This is a genomic window from Paraburkholderia sp. (genome assembly GCF_004298475.1).
Taxonomy (GTDB): Bacteria; Pseudomonadota; Gammaproteobacteria; order Burkholderiales; family Burkholderiaceae; genus Paraburkholderia; species Paraburkholderia denitrificans.
This window is the reverse complement of the sequence record NZ_SCRP01000026.1, coordinates 1-13,360: the sequence shown is the minus strand read 5'-3', so window position 1 is coordinate 13,360 and position 13,360 is coordinate 1. Positions and strand designations below refer to the sequence as shown.

Below are 13,360 nucleotides of genomic sequence, written 5' to 3'. Positions count from 1 at the left end.
AATCAGCGCCGACGCATCAGAAAGACGAACGTCTTGTCCTGCTGCGTGCTTTCGACGATCTCGTTGCCCGTCTGCTTCGCAAACGCCGCGAAATCGCGCTGCGAGCCGGGATCGGTCGCGAGCACCTTGAGAATCTGGCCGCTTTCCATGTCGGCGAGCGCCTTCTTGGCGCGCAGGATCGGCAGCGGGCAGTTCAGCCCGCGTGCATCCACTTCCTTGTGAACCTGAATCTGCATCGGGGTAGGATCCTTCGAGTGTCGCGCCGGAGGCGGCGCAGGCGATGGTCTCGATTTTACCGCACGCGTGCGCCGTTTCCTGGGCCGCCACGTCGCAGATGGGGGCACTTGCGCGCGCATGCCCTGCGGCATTCACCGCAGCGTTCACCCCGGCATTCACAGCAAAACGGCTCGCCCGGCGTGCAACGACTCGCGCAGCGCGAGGCCGATTCGCGTCGCCTCCAGCGCATCTTCGAGCGTCGCGCCCTGCCCTGCCGGTTGCGCATCATTTTGCCCGCCGACGCCGACGCCGACGCCGACGCCAACGCCAACGCCTTCACGCGCACGCACCGCCGCCACGAACGCCTGCGCTTCGATCAGAAACGCCTCCTCGAAGCGGTCGAAGAACGTCGGCGTGCATTCGCTGCGCACACCGAGCGCGTCGTAAATCTCGACGCGACTGGCGCGCGGAATGTGTCCGATCGCAAGCGCACCCGCCGTGCCGATCACCTCGCTCGACGTGTCGTTGCCGTGCGCCATCGTGCGCGACGCGTAGAACATCGCCAGCGCGCCGCCTTCGAATTCGCAGATCGCAACGCCATTGTCCACGTCGCCCGCCGCGCGCAGCCCCTCGTGCAGCGCAATCGTGCCGCTCGCGTAGACGCGCGTCGCGCGCGGCTTGCCGAGCAGCCAGCGCGCCACGTCGATGTCGTGCACCGAGCAGTCGAGAAAGATGCCGCCCGATTGCGGCGCGAAGCGCACGAAGAAGCCGCCTGGATCGTTGAGGTCGCAAGTTTGTGAGCGCACGAGAAACGGCCGCCCGATCGCACCCGAGCGCACCTTGTCGAACGCGTCGCGATAGCTCGGATCGAAGCGGCGCATGAAGCCGATGGTCACCTGCCGGCTGTCGTGGCGGCGTGCTTCCTCCACGACGCGCTCGCACTCGGCGACGTCGAGCGAAAGCGGCTTTTCGCAGAACACGTGTTTGCCCGCGCGCAGCGCATCGACGATCTGCTGTGCATGCAGCGCCGAAGGCGTGACGATCCACACGGCATCGAGCGTTGCGTCCGCAAGCATCTCGGCATAACCGGTATGAGCGGCGTAATCGGCAAAAAGGCGCGCCTCGGGCAGCGCCTCGCGCGCCCATGCGAGATCGTCATCGAGCGGACTGCACGCCGCCGCGAGCGTCGCGCCCGGCACGCGATACGCAAGATTGAGCGCATGCCGCCGCCCGAGCCGCCCGAGTCCTGCCACGCCCACGCGCAACGGCTGGGCCCGTTCTGTCGCCTGCATCGTTCGCCTCCCTCCGTACGGTCCACCAGCAGATGGCTGACCAGCGTGCGCACCGAAAGCGCGCTCAGCCGCCGAGTTTCACCACGCGCCCTTCGCGCCACGACAGCGCCGCGGCCTCGGCGAGTTCGAGCGCCTTGAGTCCATCCGCGACCGTCGTGCGTACCGGCGTGCCATGCATGACCGCGTCGTGGAAATGCGCCATCTCGCTCGCGTAGGCCGCGCGATAGCGTTCGAGGAAAAACGCCTCCGGCACGTCCTGCGACACCGCCTGCTTCGACCACGCCACGACTTCGGTCGGCCTCACGTTGCCCGCCTGGAGCATGCCGTCGCTGCCGAGAATTTCGAAGCGCTGGTCGTAACCATAAGCCGCGCGGCGCGCCGTATTGATCTGGCAAAGCCGCCCGCGCTTCGTGCGGATCGTCACCGCCGTCGAGTCGATGTCGCCGGCCTCGGCGATGGCGGGATCGGACAGGCAACTGCCGGTTGCATGCACGGTGTCGGCTTCGTCATCGAGAATCCAGCGGAAGATATCGAAGTCGTGAATCAGCATGTCCTTGAAAATGCCGCCCGAGTGCCGGATGTAGCCGATCGGCGGCGCACCCGGATCGCGGCTCGTGACCACGAGCATTTCCGGCGTGCCGATCTCGCCCGCTTCGATGCGCGCCTTCAGCGCCGCGAAGGTGGGATCGTAGCGGCGCTGAAAGCCGATCATGGCGACCACGCCCGCGCGCTCCACGGCCTCGGCGCACGCACGCGCACGCTCGATCGTGAGATCGACGGGCTTTTCGCAGAAGATGTGCTTACCGGCCGCCGCCGATCTGAGAATCAGTTCGGAATGCGTATCGGTGCTGGAGCAGATCACCGACGCGCCAATCGACGCATCGCCGAGCGCACCGTCGATATCGGCCACCTGCGCGCCGTGTTGCGCGGCGAGCGCGGCGGCGGCTTCGCGGTTCACGTCGATCACGTATTTGAGCCGCACGCCTTGCTGGCGCGCGAGATTCGCCGCGTGAATGCGGCCGATACGTCCCGCGCCGAATACCGCCACGTCCAGCGTCTTGCCTGCGTTCTCAGTCATCGTAGCCTCCTGTGTCGGTCGATTCTTCGACGTTCAGTTCGAGCCGGTACGCAAGCGCGATAAAGAGCGCCTGGCACAGGCAGAAAGTGCTGGTGAGCGAGCGGAACGCGAACGCGCTCCCCTCCTTCACATAGAGACAGGCATCCGCGTGGCGCGCGAGCGGCGAGAGCTGGCTGTCGGTAATGACGAGCGTCTTCGCGTGGTGCTGCTGCGCGACGCGCAGGCAATATTGCGTTTCCTTGCCGTAGGGCGCGAAGCTGATCGCCATCACGACATCGCCCTTCTTCACGCTGCGGATCTGCTCGTGATACATGCCGCCGAGCCCCGAGACGAGATGCACGCGCTTGCGCGTGTGCTGCAGCGCGTAGACGATGTAGCTCGCCACCGGAAACGAGCGCCGCACGCCGATCACGTAAATGTTGTCGGCCTGTTCGAGCATCTTGACCGCGGCGTCGAACTGCGCATCGTCGAGTCCCGCTTCGAGTTCGTCGAGCCCGCTGCGGCACGCGCCGATGAATTCGCGCGCCACCGCGCCGCCGAGATCCGGGCTCGCCTTGCCGGCTTTCGCGTCGATCAGCTGACGAATGCGGGCCTGGTAACTCGTCGCCGACGAGCCCTGGCCCGCATACGCCTGACGAAACACGGCCTGCAGATCCGAGAAACCCGAAAAACCGAGGCGCTGCGCAAAGCGCACGACGGCTGAAGGATGCACGCCGCAGCTCGCGGCGATGTCGCTCGTGCGGTCCATCATCACGCTCGCGCGGTGCTGTTCGATGTAGTTCGCGACGCTCTTCAACTGACGCGGCAGCGCATCGTATTCGTGTGCGATGCGCTGCATCAATTCGTCGACGCCCGCTACGGCATCGGTTGTTTCATCCGCCATGATCCGTTTTCCTTTCTGGTTGCCGCAGCGCCGCAAAACCCTTACCGGGCGCGGCATCCGCAGCATGCCGACGCTGCCGATTATAGGAAGGCCCGCGTATGAATGGAACATATTTTCCATTTTTATTTACAGTGAAATATTCATTGCATCCACTTCGGCGATGACCTACTCTTCTCGATGAGCGGGGTGGCTTCGACTCGCGAAGCCGTCCGGTTCATCCCTAAAAACGACAGACCGAGAAAGGTGGAGACAATGACTGAACGCAAGGGCAAGGCAAGGCTCAGGCGGCTCGCGGCGGCGCTCGCGCTCGCTGCCGGGCTGGGCTCGCTGGCGATGCTGGCCGCGCCATCTGCGCAGGCCGCCGACGCGCACTTCGTGCTGATCAGCCACGCGCCGGATTCGGATTCGTGGTGGAACACCATCAAGAACGCCATCAAGCAGGCCGACGAGGACTTCAACGTCGAGACCGACTACCGCAACCCGCCGAACGGCGACATCGCCGACATGGCGCGTCTGATCGAGCAGGCCGCCGCGCGCAACTACGACGGCGTGGCCACGACGATTGCCGACTTCGACGTGCTCAAGAGTTCGATCGGCAAGGTCACCGAAAAGAAGATTCCGCTCGTCACGCTCAATTCCGGCACCGAAGAGCAAAGCGCGAAGCTCGGCGCGATCATGCACGTCGGGCAGCCCGAATACGTCGCCGGGCAAGCCGCGGGCGAAAAGGCCAAGGCTGCGGGCATCAAGTCATTCCTCTGCGTGAATCACTTCGCGACGAACGCCGTGTCGTTCGAACGCTGCCGCGGCTTCGCGGACGCCATCGGCGTCGACTACAAGAGTTCCACCATCGATACCGGCACCGACCCGACCGAGATCCAGTCGAAGGTCAGCGCGTATCTGCGTAACCATCCGAACACCGGCGCGATTCTGACGCTCGGGCCGGTCCCGGCGGCCGCCACGCTGAAGGCGGTCCAGCAGATGGGCCTTGCGGGCAAGATCTATTTCGCGACGTTCGACTTCTCCGACGACATCGCGAAGGCGATCCGCGCGGGCACGATCCAGTTCGCCATCGATCAGCAGCCGTACCTGCAGGGCTATATCCCGGTTGCGGTGCTCGCCATCGCGAAGAAGGAACACACGACCGACCCGGCGAAGATCCGCCAGCTGCTCGAAGCGAATCCGAAGTTCAAGCAGCGTCTGGAGACTTATGGCCTGCAGCCGTCGTATGGCAAGCGCGATATCCGCTCGGGCCCGGGCTTCATCACGAAGGAGAACCTCGACAAGGTCGTGAAGTACGCGGGGCAGTACCGCTGATTTGCGGTGTTTGGCCGACGGTTTTGTACCCGGCCTGAGTCATTGCGCAAGCGCTTACTCAGGCCAACCGAGCAGAGGAAAGATCATGGGCGTAGCCGGTAAGCACTTCCCCTCACACGCACACGACAGCAGCGCGCAAGACCCCGGCTCCACGCCGCAGGCATCGGCAGGACCCACCCCAGCCGATGAACGCATGCGCCGCGAACCGTGGTTCGGGCATCTGCTCGGCCGCCCCGAATTCGCCGCGATTTCAGGCACCGTGCTCATCTTCGCCATCTTCGCCATCGGCGCAGGCGGGTCCGGCATGTTCGATCTCGACGGCGTGATGAACTGGTCGCAGGTCGCAGCCTATCTCGGCATCCTCGCCGTCGGCGCCTGCCTGCTGATGATCGCAGGCGAGTTCGACCTCTCCATCGGCTCGATGATCGGCTTCGCCGGCATGATGGTCGCCATCCCGACCATGTACTTCCACTGGCCCATCTCCCTCTCGATTCTCTTCGCGTTCGCGGGCTGCGTCGCACTCGGCGCGCTCAACGGGTATCTCGTGATGCGCACGCGGCTGCCGTCGTTCATCGTCACGCTCGCGTTCCTGTTCATCCTGCGCGGCCTCACGCTCGCCCTGTCGATCATGTTCGCCGACCGCACGATCGTCTCGGGCGTCGGCGACGTCGCGAAAGCCGACTGGCTCACCAACCTCCTTTTTCACGGCACCGCGTTCAAGGGCCTTTTCGTCGTCCTCGCGCATGCGGGCATCGGCAAGATGCTCGACAACGGCCAGCCGCTCGTGCCCGGCGTGCCGAAAGTGCTGCTCTGGTGGTTCGCGCTCACTGCAATCGGCGCGTTCGTGCTCGCCAGAACGCGCTACGGCAACTGGATTCTCGCCGTCGGCGGCGACGCGAACGCCGCCAAGAACGTCGGCGTGCCCGTCAAGCGCGTCAAGATCTCGCTCTTCATGCTCACCGCGTTCTGCTCGTGCCTCTTCGCCGTGCTGCAGGTGTGCGACATCGGCTCGGCCGCCGCCGACCGCGGCATTCAAAAGGAATTCGAGGCGATCATCGCCGCAGTGATCGGCGGCACGCTGCTCACAGGCGGCTACGGCTCGGTGATCGGCGCTGCGTTCGGCGCGCTGATTTTCGGCGTCGTGCAGATCGGCATCACCTACACGAACATCGATTCGGACTGGTTCCGCGTGTTCCTCGGCATGATGCTGCTGATGGCCGTGCTGTTCAATCACTACGTGCGCCGCCGCGTCGCGCAGTCGTAACCGGGAGCCCGCCATGTCCGACACGATCACCAGCAACGGCGCAGGCAACAGCGCTGGCAACGGCGCCGACACGATCCTCGCGCTCGAAAACGTCAGCAAGTATTTCGGCAAGGTCATCGCGCTGAACGGCGTCACGATGCGCCTGAAGCGCGGCGAAGTGCACTGCCTGCTCGGCGACAACGGCGCGGGCAAGTCCACGCTCATCAAGACGCTCGCGGGCGTGCACGCACCCTCTTCCGGCCAGTATTTCGTGGACGGCAAGCCCGTGCATTTCGCTTCGCCCAAGGAAGCGCTCGACCTCGGCATCGCGACGGTGTATCAAGACCTCGCGCTTGTGCCGCTCTTGTCCGTGGCGCGCAATTTCTTCATGGGCCGCGAGCCGCAGAAGAAATTATTCGGCTTTCTGAACGTCATGGATCTCGATGCCAGCGCAACGATTGCGCAAGACCGGCTCGCGGAAATGGGCATCAACGTGCGCGACCCGCATCAGGCCATCGGCACGATGTCGGGCGGCGAGCGCCAGTGTCTCGCGATTGCGCGCGCGATCCACTTCGGCGCGCGCGTGCTGATTCTCGACGAACCGACCGCCGCACTCGGCGTCAAGCAGAGCTTCAATGTGCTCAAGCTGATCCACAACGCGCGCGCCAAGGGCATCTCGGTGATCTTCATCACGCACAACGTCCATCACGCCTACCCCATCGGCGATTCGTTCACCCTTCTCAATCGCGGGCGCTCACTCGGCACCTTCACGAAAGAAACCATCAGCAAGAACGAAGTGCTCGACATGATGGCCGGAGGCGCGGAGATGCAAAAGCTCATCGCGGAACTCGACGGCGCGACGGTCTGAGCGCAAAACAACGAAACCGCAACGGCATAGCAACGGCATAGCAACGGCACAGCAACGACAACGCAACGGCAGCGAACTCACGAGGAATGCACATGGCCACGACCGACTCTCCCGCCGCTGCGGCTTCGCGCTTCGCATCCGGCAAAAGCCGCGACGTCGTCTGCCTCGGCCGCCTCGGCGTCGATCTCTACGCGCAGCAGGTCGGCGCGCGGCTCGAAGACGTCTCGACGTTCGCGAAGTATCTGGGCGGATCGTCGGCGAACATCGCGTTTGGCTGCGCGCGGCTCGGTCTGCGGACGGCCATGCTCACGCGCGTCGGCGACGATCACATGGGCCGTTTTCTCGTCGAAACGCTCGCAAAAGAAGGCTGCGACACGAGCCATGTGCGCGTGGACCGCGAACGCCTGACCGCGCTCGTGCTGCTCGGCCTGAAGGACCGCGATACGTTTCCGCTCATTTTCTACCGCGAGAACTGCGCCGACATGGCCGTCGACGTGCAGGATTTCGACGAGGCCTTCATCGCCTCATCGAAGGCGCTGCTCATCACCGGCACGCACTTCTCCTCCGAACACACGAACCGCACGAGCCTCACGGCGCTCGACTACGCACGGCGCAACAACGTGCGCACGGTGCTCGACATCGACTATCGCCCCGTGCTCTGGGGCCTCACCGGCAAGGCCGACGGCGAGACGCGCTTCATCGCGAGCGAAGGCGTTTCCGCCCATTTGCAACGCATCCTGCCGCACTTCGATCTCGTGATCGGCACCGAAGAGGAATTCCGCATCGCGGGCGGCGAGGCAGCGCTCATCGACGCACTCGCACGCGTGCGCGAAGCGACCCGTGCCACGCTGCTCGTCAAGCGCGGCCCGCTCGGCTGCCAGATCATCGAAGGCGCGCTGCCCGCGTCGCTCGACGATCTGCCGATGCAACGCGGCGTCGCGGTCGAGGTGCTCAACGTGCTCGGCGCGGGCGATGCATTCGCCGCAGGCTTCCTCTCGGGATGGCTGCGCGACGCGCCGCTCAAAGACTGCGCGCGCACGGCCAACGCATGCGGCGCGCTCGTGGTGTCGCGCCACGGCTGCGCGCCCGCCATGCCGACGCCCGCCGAACTCGACTACTTCCTTCGCGAAGCCGCAGCCGACCCCGCGAGCACGCGCCGCCCGGACCGCGACGCAACGCTCGCGCGCCTGCATCGCGTGACGCCCACGCGCACGCCGCGCGACGAAGTGCTCGGTTTCGCCTTCGATCATCGCAATCAGTTCTTCGACCTCGCGCAGCAAGCGGGCGCCGACGAATCGCGCATCACGCAACTCAAGAATCTCTTCGTCGAGGCGGTCGCCCAAACCGAACAGGCGCTCGGTCTGCAAGGGCGCATCGGCGTGCTGATCGACGACCGCTACGGCCAGGATGCGCTGAACGCCGCCACCGGGCGCGGCTGGTGGATCGGCCGCCCCGTCGAACTGCCGGGATCGGTCCCGCTCGTGTTCGATCATGGCCGCTCGATCGGCACGACGCTTGCGAGCTGGCCCGTCGAACACACGGTGAAGTGTCTCGTGCAGTTCCATCCCGACGAACCGGTCGAACAGCGCATCGAGCAGGAATCGCAATTGCGCGTGCTTTACGACGCCGTGCAGGCAAGCGGCCACGAACTGCTGCTCGAAGTGATTCCGCCGAAGCTCGACGGCGCGCCGAACGCGCCCGACACGGTGTGGCGCGCGCTCAAGCGCCTCTACAACATCGGCATCTATCCCGAGTGGTGGAAGCTCGAACCGATGGACGCCGCGCAATGGCGCGCCATCGACGCGCTGATCGCCGAACGCGACCCGTACTGCCGGGGCGTCGTGCTGCTCGGGCTGTCGGCAAGCGTCGAGCAAATGCTCGCGGGCCTGCGCAGCGCCGCGCAATCGGCGACCTGCCGCGGCTTCACGGTGGGCCGCACGATCCACCACGAGCCGGGCCTCGCGTGGCTCGCGGGCGAGATCGGCGACGACGAACTGATCGCGCGCGTGCGCCGCACGTTCGAAACGCTGATCGCGGCCTGGCGCGATTCACGTGGCAATGCGCACGCGAATGTACCCGACAACGCAATTAAAAATCCACAAGTGGGCGGCAACCAATCGCATACGCACGAGGAGAGAGCAGCATGAACCAGCGCATCGCTTCCGCCGTGAACGAAAGCCAGCCTGCATCGACACACGTCGCGCACGCGGCGTCCGGACAGACCGTACGTCTCACGGCCGCGCAGGCGCTGGTGCGCTACCTCGCCGCGCAGCGCGTCGCCTGCGAAGACGGCTCCGGCCGCACCGAGCCGCTCTTTGGCGGCGTATTCGCGATCTTCGGCCATGGCAACGTGGCCGGGCTCGGCGAAGCGCTCTATCAGTGGCGTCACGAATTGCCCACGCTGCGCGCGCATAACGAACAGGCGATGGCGCACACCGCGATTGCCTACGCAAAGGCGCAATTGCGCCGCCGCATGATGGCGGTGACGACGTCGATCGGGCCCGGCGCGACCAACCTCGTCACGGCCGCGGCGCTCGCGCATGTGAACCGTCTGCCGATCCTGCTGCTGCCCGGCGACATTTTCGTTTCGCGCGCACCCGACCCCGTCCTGCAGCAGATCGAAGACACACATGACGGCGGCCTCTCGGCCAACGATGCGCTCAAGCCCGTCTCGCGCTACTTCGACCGCATCGTCCATCCCGCGCAACTGCTTACGGCGCTGCCGCGCGCGCTGCGCGTGCTGACCGACGCGGCACTGTGCGGCCCCGTCACGCTCGCGCTGCCGCAGGACGTGCAATCCGCCGCGTGGGACTATCCGGCGAGCTTTTTCACGCCGCGCCTCGTGAGCTTCCATGCACCCGCGCCCGTGCAGGCCGAAATCGACGCCGCGCTTGCCCAGTTGCATCGCGCGAAGCGTCCGCTGATCGTCGCGGGCGGCGGCGTGCTGTATTCGCACGCGTCGGAGGCGCTGCAGTCGCTCGCTGCCGCGCGCGGCATTCCCGTCGCGGAAACCCAGGCCGGCAAAGGCGCGCTCGCGTGGGACGATCCGCTCAACGTGGGCGCAATCGGCGTGACGGGCTCGCCCGCCGCCAACGCGCTCGCCCACGACGCCGACTACATCCTCGCCGTCGGCACGCGGTTGCAGGACTTCACGACGGGCTCGAATTCGCTGTTCCAGCACGCGCACGTGATCGGCATCAACACCAACGGTTTCGACGCGATCAAGCACGACGGCCTCGCCGTGCAGGCGGACGCGCGTCTCGCGCTCATTGCGCTCGCCGACGAACTCGTGAACTGGCGCGCCGAGGCCAACTGGACCGCGCACGCGCTGCAACTCGCAGGCGAGTGGCGCGCGAGCGTCGACCACCTCACGCATGCCCCGCAGGATCGCAGTTGCCTGCCCTACGACGCCGATGTGATCGGCGCGGTGCAACGCTCGTCGAGCCGCTCGCCCACCGACGACGTCGTCGTCTGCGCGGCGGGCACGCTCCCCGCCGAGTTGCACAAGCTCTGGCGCGCGGGCCAGCCGGGCGCCTATCACGTCGAATACGGCTACTCGTGCATGGGCTACGAAATCGCGGGCGGCCTCGGCGCAAAACTTGCGCGGCCCGAGCGCGAAGTCATCGTGATGCTCGGCGACGGCAGCTATCTGATGATGAACAGCGAGATCGCGACTTCCGTGATGCTCGGCGCGAAACTCATCATCGTCGTGCTCGACAATCGCGGCTACGGCTGCATCAACCGCCTGCAGCAGGCCTGCGGCGGCGCACCGTTCAACAATCTTTTCGACGACTGCGCACAGGGACCGCTCGGCGCGCCGCGCATCGACTTCGCCTCGCACGCGCGCTCGCTCGGCGCGCAGGCCGAACACGTGGCCAACGTCGCCGAACTCGAAGCGGCGATGCAGCGCGCGCGCGCCGCGTCGCGCACCTACCTCATCAGCATCGACACCGATCCCACCCGCACGACCGAGGACGGCGGCTGGTGGTGGGAAGTCGCGGTGCCCGAGGTGTCGTCGCGCACCAACGTCCGCGAAGCACGCAAGCAGTACGACGAGTGGCTCGCCGCGCGCAGCCGCCGCGAGAAGAGCGGCGGCGCGGACGAGGCAGCCGGAGCCGCCAGCGACACAAACAGCGGAGCAGAAAACGGCGCGGGCAGCAGCACAGGCAGCAGCACATGCAGCAGCGCGGACAACGACAACGCAGCGAAATGACGATCCACGGCTCCAGGCACACGGAGGTACGCACATGAGCGCATTCGACGTACGCATCGGCATCAATCCGCTTTCGTGGATGAACGACGACCTGCCGTCGCTCGGAGGCGAAACGCCGCTTTCGGTGGCGCTCGCCGAAGGGCGCGAGATCGGCTATGAGGGCTTCGAACTCGGCAACAAGTTTCCGCGCGAGCCGCAGGCGCTCAAAACGTTGTTCGCGCAATATGATCTTGCGCTCGTATCCGGCTGGTACTCGGGGAGGCTCGCGCGCCGCAGCGTCGAAGCGGAAATCGCCGCCGTCGGTCCGCATCTCGAACTGCTGGCACAAAACGGCGCGACGGTGATGGTGTACGGCGAAGTCGCCGATTCGATCCAGGGCGCAGCGCGTCCGCTCTATCAGCGTCCGCGCTTTTTCACCGACGCGCAGTGGGACGACTACGCCGCCCGCGTCGAAGCGTTCGCGCGCCACACGCGCTCGCGCGGCGTGCGCCTCGCCTATCACCATCACATGGGCGCCTACGTCGAAACGCCCGCCGACATCGACAAGCTCATGGCGCGCACGAGCGACGTCGTGGGTCTGCTGTTCGACAGCGGTCACATCACGTTCGCGGGCGGCGACCCCGTGCGCGAACTCGACAAACACATCGCACGCGTGTGCCACGTCCATTGCAAGGACGTGCGTCCGGCGGTCGTGAAGCTCGCGCGCAACCGCAACTGGAGCTTTCTCGACGCGGTGCTCGCGGGCGCGTTCACCGTGCCCGGCGACGGCGCGGTGAACTTCGCGGCGATCGTCGAACGCCTCAAGCGCCACGGCTATCGCGGCTGGCTCGTTGTCGAGGCCGAACAGGACCCCGTCATCGCGCCAGCCTATGCATATGCACAGAAGGGCTGGCGCACGCTGCGCGCGCTCGCCGATGCGCCGTTCGATGCAACGAAGGAGGCAGCATGACTTTGCTAGTGAAGGCTGCGCGCGAAGGCCAGACGATCGCGCGCGTGACGCCCTCGACGGCAGGCTGGCAGTACGTCGGCTTCGCCGCTTACCGGCTTTCCGAGGGCGATGTGGTGTACGTGTACGAGAAGGAACGCGAGAGCTGCATCGTCGTGCTCACGGGCACGGTCGATATCGAAGCGGGCGGCGAGCATTGGTCGGGGCTCGGCTCGCGCGACAGCGTGTTCGAAGATGCCGCGCCGTATGCGCTTTATGTGCCGCCGGGCGTGAAAACCACCGTGCGCGCCACACGCAGCGCAGAAGTGGGCGTGGCGAGCGCGCCCGCGAAAGGCACGCTGCCCGTGCGGCTGATCGAGCCCGCGCAGATGAAGCGTTCGACGCGCGGCAAGAGCCTGAATACGCGCTATATCTGCGATATCCTGCCGCAAACCGAGCCTGCGGAATCGTTGCTCGTCGTGGAGGTACGCACGCCGTCGGGTCATTCGTCGAGCTATCCGCCGCACAAGCACGACGCCGACCGCCTGCCGCAGGAGAGCGCGCTCGAAGAGACGTACTATCACCGCCTGAGCCCGCCGCAGGGTTTCGCGTTCCAGCGCGTCTACACCGATGCGCGCGACCTCGACGAAACGATGGCCGTCGAAGACCACGACATCGTGATGGTGCCGCGCGGCTATCATCCGGTGGTGGTGCCTTATGGATACGACTCGTACTATCTCAACGTCATGGCGGGCAAGTGCCGTGAATGGCACTTTCATAACGATCCCGCGCACGCGTGGATCATCGAGCGTGATGCGAGGTGAGCGGTTTGAAACGGCAAGGCTTCCTGAAGCGGATAAGGGGAGCGTTGCCCAACGGTTCGACGTGGCATCTGGACGAGATGTTCGTGTCCCTGCGCGGCGAGCCCTATGTGCTGTGGCGAGCGGTTGACGAGCACGGCATCGAACTCGATATCCTGCTGCAAAAGTGCCGCGACAAGACAGCGGCCACGCGCTTCTTCAGGCGGGTGCTGCGTTCGGCGCCTGTGCCGCGAAAAATCGTCACGGGCCAGTTGCGCAGCTACCCGGCGGCGCAGGCAGACATCCCGGAGCTGGCCGGCGTGAAGCACGTGTTCGTGAAAGCCGTCGCACGGGTCAACAACCGCGCAGAGAACAGTCATCAACCGACGCGCCGCCGTGAACGTGCCATGGGTGGATTTCATAATCCGGTCCGCACACAGGCCTTCCTCTCAAGCTACGGCCCGATCCGGCAACATTTCGCCTTGCCGCGCCATCGTGCGAAACTCCGGGCAAGCCTCGCGACGTGAC

At 65.8% G+C, this 13,360-nt stretch carries 11 protein-coding genes and 1 pseudogene; 8 read left to right on the top strand and 4 right to left on the bottom strand.

Annotated elements, in window-relative coordinates:
- Positions 1 to 2: 2 nt before the first annotated feature.
- From EPN59_RS13935 to EPN59_RS13920, 4 genes are all read right to left on the bottom strand, one after another.
- Entirely contained in the window at positions 3 to 230 is a 228-nt protein-coding gene (locus EPN59_RS13935; RefSeq protein WP_027815106.1) for a sulfurtransferase TusA family protein, read from the bottom strand.
- Between the two features lie 162 nt (positions 231 to 392).
- Positions 393 to 1,508 carry a Gfo/Idh/MocA family oxidoreductase gene (locus EPN59_RS13930; protein ID WP_293033441.1) on the bottom strand — a complete coding sequence of 372 codons (1,116 nt, stop codon included), beginning with the start codon at positions 1,506 to 1,508 and terminating at the stop codon, positions 393 to 395.
- 64 nt (positions 1,509 to 1,572) lie between these two features.
- Entirely contained in the window at positions 1,573 to 2,586 is a 1,014-nt protein-coding gene (gene iolG, locus EPN59_RS13925; RefSeq protein WP_293033440.1) for an inositol 2-dehydrogenase, read from the bottom strand.
- Positions 2,579 to 3,469 (bottom strand): MurR/RpiR family transcriptional regulator, encoded by an 891-nt coding sequence (locus tag EPN59_RS13920; protein ID WP_293033439.1) that lies wholly within the window; start codon positions 3,467 to 3,469, stop codon positions 2,579 to 2,581. Before EPN59_RS13920 ends, iolG begins: the two co-directional genes overlap by 8 nt.
- A gap of 252 nt (positions 3,470 to 3,721) precedes the next feature.
- On the opposite strand from EPN59_RS13920, the gene EPN59_RS13915 reads away from it, so the two are divergent.
- From EPN59_RS13915 to EPN59_RS13880, 8 genes and pseudogenes are all read left to right on the top strand, one after another.
- Positions 3,722 to 4,783 (top strand): sugar ABC transporter substrate-binding protein, encoded by a 1,062-nt coding sequence (locus tag EPN59_RS13915; protein ID WP_293033438.1) that lies wholly within the window; start codon positions 3,722 to 3,724, stop codon positions 4,781 to 4,783.
- A gap of 85 nt (positions 4,784 to 4,868) precedes the next feature.
- The gene (locus EPN59_RS13910; RefSeq protein ID WP_293033437.1) at positions 4,869 to 6,047 is read left to right on the top strand and encodes an ABC transporter permease; all 1,179 of its coding nucleotides are present in this window, start codon (positions 4,869 to 4,871) and stop codon (positions 6,045 to 6,047) included.
- 13 nt (positions 6,048 to 6,060) lie between these two features.
- The gene (locus EPN59_RS13905; protein WP_293033436.1) at positions 6,061 to 6,894 is read left to right on the top strand and encodes an ATP-binding cassette domain-containing protein; all 834 of its coding nucleotides are present in this window, start codon (positions 6,061 to 6,063) and stop codon (positions 6,892 to 6,894) included.
- Positions 6,895 to 6,986: 92 nt separating this feature from the next.
- A complete protein-coding gene (gene iolC / locus EPN59_RS13900; RefSeq protein WP_293046210.1) occupies positions 6,987 to 9,041 on the top strand; it encodes a 5-dehydro-2-deoxygluconokinase in 2,055 nt (684 codons plus the stop codon).
- The gene (gene iolD, locus EPN59_RS13895) at positions 9,038 to 11,107 is read left to right on the top strand and encodes a 3D-(3,5/4)-trihydroxycyclohexane-1,2-dione acylhydrolase (decyclizing) (RefSeq protein WP_293033434.1); all 2,070 of its coding nucleotides are present in this window, start codon (positions 9,038 to 9,040) and stop codon (positions 11,105 to 11,107) included. The genes iolC and iolD overlap by 4 nt, the downstream gene beginning before the upstream one ends.
- 34 nt (positions 11,108 to 11,141) lie before the next feature.
- Positions 11,142 to 12,056 carry a myo-inosose-2 dehydratase gene (gene iolE / locus EPN59_RS13890; protein ID WP_293033433.1) on the top strand — a complete coding sequence of 305 codons (915 nt, stop codon included), beginning with the start codon at positions 11,142 to 11,144 and terminating at the stop codon, positions 12,054 to 12,056.
- The gene (iolB, locus tag EPN59_RS13885) at positions 12,053 to 12,856 is read left to right on the top strand and encodes a 5-deoxy-glucuronate isomerase (RefSeq protein ID WP_293046207.1); all 804 of its coding nucleotides are present in this window, start codon (positions 12,053 to 12,055) and stop codon (positions 12,854 to 12,856) included. Before iolE ends, iolB begins: the two co-directional genes overlap by 4 nt.
- Before the next feature lie 59 nt (positions 12,857 to 12,915).
- Positions 12,916 to 13,359: pseudogene (locus EPN59_RS13880) on the top strand (DDE-type integrase/transposase/recombinase); the annotation flags it as partial.
- Position 13,360: the final 1 nt, after the last annotated feature.